We start from the raw sequence: 5,661 nt of genomic DNA on the forward strand, positions 1-5,661 counted from the left end.
CTACGCGGGTCCCCACTTAAGGAGATTCACATTTCCGTAAACGCGCGGATACTTTAATCCGTATTTCAATCTAACCCGATAGCGAATTGAGAGTTGGTCTCGTCTGATTAGAGCAATTATTGCTTTAGCTGGCTACAGCAACGATTGGACAAGATGGTTCCCAGCGTCCGCGCGTCTTCCTCGCGCTTCGCGCTGAACGGCCGGCGGACACGCCGTCCGTCTCGCCGGCGCTGCGTCACACCGCTTTGACGGACATACTTAAGTCCTGATCTACTGAAAGCTCACGTCTATCGAAGGTCGTCCCGCCGCATGGAACCCAGCTCGCCGTCGTTTCGGGCCCAGCCGCCCCCACGCGCTAATGCCTCGGCCCAGACCGAACGCTTCACCAGCCTCCGGAAGAAGGTCGACCACCACCAGAAGCCCGAGCCGCCGTCACGCGGCCAGCGCACCCGGCGAACGGTCGATCTGTCCCCCGCGACCCACCGGGCCCTGGACATCTGGCAGCGGGACGCGGCGGACCGCCTGGGGTACGCCCGAGTCACCGGCCAAGAAGTCATCAGCGCGCTCATCGAGTTGCTCCTCCAGGACGGGAAGCTGTCCGCCGAAGTAACTCGGAGCATCCGCGAACGGCGCTGATCTCACGAACGCACGGGCAGTGCTAGCTTCGCGGTCATGGCAGAAACGCAGCGCCCCGATCGTCGCGAGCACGAGGTAACCGGCGAGCGCGCCACCCTGGAAGCCTTCCTCGATGATTACCGAGACATCGTGGTGCGCAAGGTTTCCGGGCTGTCCGATGCTGATGCCCGCCGCAATCTTGTTCCTTCACCGACCACGGTCGGCGGGTTGATCAAGCACCTGCGCTGGGCGGAATACGGCTGGTTCGAGCAGTTTCTGCAGGGACGGCTCGACGACAACCGCCGCACGCACGAGCGTTCCTGGGAGTTCGAGCTGCAGCCCGACGAATCACTGCCGACCCTGATCTCGGAATACCAGGCGCAGTGCGAGGAATCTCGCCGGATCTCCGCGCAATATCCGCTGGACCACGAGCTGTGGCACGGCCGGCTCAAGACGACGGTGTCGCTGCGCTGGATCTACGTGCACATGATCCAGGAGATCGCCCGTCACAGCGGACAACTCGACATCCTGCGCGAGCAGCTGGACGGCGCCACCGGGTTCGACTAATACCTACCTGCCGCGAAACAGAAAGCACGGCTGCGAATTTCGTAATGCCGTGACCATGGCTTCTGCTTCGCGGTGGCTTGAACTAGTCGACGTCGATCTCGCGCAGCTCGCGCTTGAGAATTTTTCCGGTCGGGTTGCGCGGCAACTCGTCGAGGAACACCACCTCCCGCGGCACCTTGTATTTGGCCAGCTGATCCTTGACGTGCTTTTTGACGGTGTCCTCGTCCAGGTCCGCGTTGTCCTTCTTGACCACGAAGGCACGCAGTCGGTGGCCCCACTCCTTGTCCTCGACGCCGATCGCCGTGGCCTCCACCACGTCGGGATGCGCGCTGATGCAGTCCTCAACTTCGGCCGGGAAGACGTTCTCGCCGCCGGACACGATCATCTCGTCGTCGCGACCGCTGATATACAGCAGGCCACGCTCGTCGAAGTAGCCGACGTCACCCGATGACAGCAAGCCGTCGATGATCTGCTTGTTGCCGCCGCCGGTGTAGCCCTCGAACGGGAAGCTGGTACCCACGAAGATCCTGCCGACCTCGCCCTGCGCCAGCTCTTTGCCGTTTTCGTCGTAGATCTTGACCTTGACACCCTTGACCGGCGGCCCGGCTGTTGTGGAATTGAACTCGAGGTGGTGTGGCTGCGCGATCGTGGCGAACGCGATCTCGGTGGACCCGTACATGTTGTAAACGACCGGTCCAATGTCCTTCAGCGCACGTTCAGCGACATCGGCACCCAGCGCTGAGCCCGAGACGAAAATGATCCGCAGGCTAGACAAATCGGGCTTGTCGTTCATCTTCTCCAGCGCATCGAGCATGCGCGCCAGCATCACCGGCACAACCACGACCGCTGTCACTTTGTGTTTCTCGATGTCTTCGAAAACCTGAGCCGGTTTGAACTTGCCATGCAGTACCAGCGTGGAACCAAGGAACATCCCAATGGTGGCGTGCAGGAAACCGAGGGCATGGAACATCGGTGCCGGCAGCGAGGTCACCTCGTTGGCCTTGAACGGCACATGGGACAAGATGCCGCCGATCGGCGCCAAGGTCGGCGGGGTACTGCGGTTGGCGCCCTTCGGGGTTCCGGTCGTGCCGCTGGTCAAGATAATGATCGACGAGTGCTTGCTGGCCTTCGGCGCCGGCGCCTTGCTGTGGGCGGCGACCAGGTTGGCCAACGTTTCGTCAGCGCTGTCGGAGTCCTCACCGTCAGGAGTGGTGCCCAATGCGCGCAGCTTGCCCAACGGCGGCTCGGCCTTGCTGACGTCCGCGGAGTACTCGTCGTCGTAAATGATCAGCTTGGCGCCCTCACGTTCCGAGACCTCTTTGATCTGCGGACCGGAGAACGAGCTGTTGAGCAAAATGATGCGAGCCCCGACCCGTGCGCAGCCGAATTCTGCGACCGCGAACCAGCGGTGGTTGCGCGCCAGGATCGCGACCCCGTCGCCGCCGCGCACCCCCTTGGCCAGCAGCCCGTGGGCGACCGCGTTCGCGGCCTCGTCGAGCTCCTGGTAGGTGAATGAGCCTTCGTCATCGATGATCGCCGCGCGGTTGGGCGTGCGCCTGGCGTTGAACGACGGCAGCATGCCGATTTCGCCCCACTTCGCGATGTCGCTGGCCATCGCGGCGTAGTTCAGCGGGTTCTCCAACCTGAAACTGCCGGATTCGATGATCTTGCGGAGGTAATGCAGCTCGGAGGCTCCACGCTCGGCATACTGCTGGATTTTGGCTAACGCCTGACCAGGCAGATCGATGAGATTGGGCATGCCTTCACACTATGTGACGGACGTCGCACCGCGGCCGGAAAGTTCGCGCGAATTAGCATGGACCCATGGCTCCGGTGTCTTTGGACGTGGGCGGACGCCAGGTTGAGGTCACCCATCCCGACAAGGTGATTTTTCCCGATCGGGGCGGGCGGGCCGGCCACACCAAACTCGAGCTGATCCAGTACTACCTGGCGGTCGCCGACGGCGCCCTGCGCGGGGTGGCCGGCCGGCCGATGATCCTGAAGCGGTTCGTCAAGGGCATCGAGGAGGAGGCCGTCTTCCAGAAACGCGCGCCCGAGAAGCGGCCCGACTGGGTCGACGTCGCCGAACTGCGGTACGCATCCGGCACCTCAGCCAAAGAGGCCGTCATCCACGACGCGGCGGGCTTGGCCTGGGCGATCAACCTTGGCTGCGTCGACCTCAATCCACATCCGGTTCTTGCCGACGACCTCGACCACCCCGACGAACTCCGCGTCGATCTCGACCCGATGCCCGGTGTGACGTGGCGGCAGATCCTGGACGTCGCGCAGGTGGCCCGCGAAGTACTCGAGGACTACGGGCTGACCGCGTGGCCGAAAACGTCCGGGTCCCGCGGCTTTCACATTTATGCCCGCATTGTTCCGCGCTGGTCGTTTCACCAGGTGCGTCTGGCCGCGCAAACGGTGGCCCGCGAGGTGGAACGACGAGCGCCCGAACTGGCCACCAGCCGATGGTGGAAAGAGGAACGGGAAGGGGTGTTCGTCGACTTCAACCAGAACGCCAAAGACCGGACTGTCGCGTCGGCGTATTCGGTGCGGGCCACCGCGGACGCACGGGTGTCGACGCCGCTGCGGTGGGACGAGGTCGCCGACTGCGACCCCGCGACCTTCACCGTGACGACGGTGCCGCACCGGTTCGCCGAACTCGGCGACCCGTGGGCGGGAATGAACGACACCGCCGGCGATCTTCACCGATTACTCACACTCGCCGAAGAACTCGGACCCGCGGAGAAGGCGCCAAAGGGGGCGCGACGCGACGGGACCGGACGGCGTCGGTCGGTGATGCCGCTCATCGAGATCGCCCGCACCAAGACCAAGGACGAGGCGATGGCCGCGCTGGACACCTGGCGAGAGCGTCATCCCGCGGCGGCCGAACGTTTGAAGCCGGCCGACGTGCTGGTCGACGGTATGCGCGGACCGAGTTCGATCTGGTATCGGATTCGGATCAACCTGCAGCATGTGCCCGATGACCAACGGCCTCCGCAGGAGGAGCTGATCGCCGACTACAGTCCCTGGCCGACCCGTTGACCTGAGCGAACACGCTACGCTCACGCCATGGTCGAGCACTGGAATCGACGGGGGTTCCTACGCGCCGGCTCGGCTGCGGGACTGCTCATGTTCGGAGCGCCCGCGGCCTGCTCGTCGCACAAGCCACCACCCGCCTCAGCCGGTGGCGGTGGACCGCTCACCCTCACGCACGCCTTCGGTGAGACGACCATCGCCGAGCCGCCCAAGCGGGTAGTCAGCGCGGGCCTTACCGGGCAGGACGATCTGCTCGCACTCGGAATCGTGCCGGTCGCAGTGACCAACTGGTTCGGCGACCAGCCGTTCGGGGTATGGCCGTGGGCCCAACCGAAACTCGGGAGTGCCAAACCCGTTGTGCTCAACCTGGACAACGGAATTCAGGTTCAGCGGATCGCCGCCCTGTTACCCGACCTGATCGTCGCCACCGACGCCGGACTCGACCAGGACAGCTACCAGAAGCTGGCCGCGATCGCGCCGACGCTCGCGCAGTCCGACGGCGACGCGTTCTTCGAACCCTGGAAAGACCAGGCAAAGGCCATCGGCCAGGCGGTTTACCAATCCGGCCAGATCACGTCGCTGATCAACGGTGTCGACAAAGGATTCACCTCCGTCGCGGACAAATACCCGCAGTTCAAGAACAAGCGGGTCGTGCTGCTGCAAGGCAAGCTGCACGACGACAACGTCGTGGCGACGACCGGCTGGCGAACGGAATTTCTCGCCCAGATGGGTCTGACCGTCCCCGAGAGCATCGCCCCCCTTGCGGTCGATCCGGACCGGGCGTTCATTTCGCGCGACAAGATCAAGTCGGTCCTCGGCCCGGCCGACCTGCTGATTTGGACGACGGAGAGCGACAAAGACCAGGCCGACCTGTTGGCCAATCCCGATGTGGCAGAGCTGCGTTCGCGCAGCGTGTTCACCACCAAGGATCAGGCCGGGGCAATCGCCTACGCATCGCCGCTGAGCTACCCGCTGGTGGCCGACCAGCTGCCGCCGCTGATCGCCAACATTCTGCATTAGAACACGCCTCTGGCCGCGGGCGGCTCACCGAGTTACCGTCGAGTAATGAGCAGCAGCCTGACCGACACCGTTCTCGACTACGGCGATCAGGCCCTGCTGCTGCAATTCGACAGCACCGCCCAGGTATTGGCGTGGACGGGTGCGCTGCGCGAGGTCGCGATGCCCGGTGTCCTCGACATCGTCCCGGCAGCCCGCACGGTGCTGCTCAAACTCGACGGCCCCGGCCGCCAGGGCGCTGTCCGGCGTCGGCTCGGCAAGCTGACGGCGGCGCCCGACCCCGAGGCGACCGCGCCGTCCGACCCCACCGTCATCGACGTCGTCTACGACGGCGCCGACCTCGCCGAGGTGGCCGAGCTCACCGGAATGACCACGGTACAGGTCATCGATGCTCACTCCGCCAAACTATGGAAGGTCGGATTC

At 64.3% G+C, this 5,661-nt stretch carries 6 protein-coding genes; 5 read left to right on the forward strand and 1 reads right to left on the reverse strand.

What is annotated here, in order from left to right; all coding sequences use genetic code 11:
- Nucleotides 1-309: 309 nt before the first annotated feature.
- Complete coding sequence (locus WAN02_RS13895; RefSeq protein ID WP_422264777.1) at nucleotides 310-636, forward strand: hypothetical protein; 327 nt, start codon at nucleotides 310-312, stop codon at nucleotides 634-636.
- 36 nt (nucleotides 637-672) lie between these two features.
- Nucleotides 673-1,182 carry a DinB family protein gene (locus WAN02_RS13900; protein ID WP_422264778.1) on the forward strand — a complete coding sequence of 170 codons (510 nt, stop codon included), beginning with the start codon at nucleotides 673-675 and terminating at the stop codon, nucleotides 1,180-1,182.
- An 82-nt stretch (nucleotides 1,183-1,264) separates the two neighbouring features.
- On the opposite strand, the gene fadD2 is transcribed toward WAN02_RS13900, so the two are convergent.
- Nucleotides 1,265-2,941, reverse strand: coding sequence for a long-chain-fatty-acid--CoA ligase FadD2 (fadD2, locus tag WAN02_RS13905; protein WP_422264779.1), 1,677 nt, complete (start codon nucleotides 2,939-2,941; stop codon nucleotides 1,265-1,267).
- 65 nt (nucleotides 2,942-3,006) lie between these two features.
- Here fadD2 and WAN02_RS13910 point away from each other — a divergent pair, with 65 nt between their 5' ends.
- The 3 genes from WAN02_RS13910 to WAN02_RS13920 form a co-directional block, all read left to right on the forward strand.
- Entirely contained in the window at nucleotides 3,007-4,227 is a 1,221-nt protein-coding gene (locus tag WAN02_RS13910; RefSeq protein WP_422264780.1) for a DNA polymerase domain-containing protein, read from the forward strand.
- A gap of 27 nt (nucleotides 4,228-4,254) precedes the next feature.
- Nucleotides 4,255-5,241 (forward strand): ABC transporter substrate-binding protein, encoded by a 987-nt coding sequence (locus WAN02_RS13915; RefSeq protein ID WP_422264781.1) that lies wholly within the window; start codon nucleotides 4,255-4,257, stop codon nucleotides 5,239-5,241.
- A gap of 45 nt (nucleotides 5,242-5,286) precedes the next feature.
- Nucleotides 5,287-5,661 (forward strand): carboxyltransferase domain-containing protein (locus WAN02_RS13920; protein WP_422264782.1); only part of this gene is annotated, 375 nt, incomplete at its 3' end.

The sequence above is a fragment of the Mycobacterium sp. genome (genome assembly GCF_049281135.1).
Taxonomy (GTDB): domain Bacteria; phylum Actinomycetota; class Actinomycetes; order Mycobacteriales; family Mycobacteriaceae; genus Mycobacterium.

Excerpts from the sequence above, each read along its gene's own strand:
- WAN02_RS13895 (WP_422264777.1), top strand. The coding sequence starts at position 310 with ATGGAACCCAGCTCGCCGTCGTTTCGGGCCCAGCCGCCCCCACGCGCT.
- WAN02_RS13900 (WP_422264778.1), top strand. The coding sequence starts at position 673 with ATGGCAGAAACGCAGCGCCCCGATCGTCGCGAGCACGAGGTAACCGGC.
- fadD2 (WP_422264779.1), bottom strand. The coding sequence starts at position 2,941 with ATGCCCAATCTCATCGATCTGCCTGGTCAGGCGTTAGCCAAAATCCAG.
- WAN02_RS13910 (WP_422264780.1), top strand. The coding sequence starts at position 3,007 with ATGGCTCCGGTGTCTTTGGACGTGGGCGGACGCCAGGTTGAGGTCACC.
- WAN02_RS13915 (WP_422264781.1), top strand. The coding sequence starts at position 4,255 with ATGGTCGAGCACTGGAATCGACGGGGGTTCCTACGCGCCGGCTCGGCT.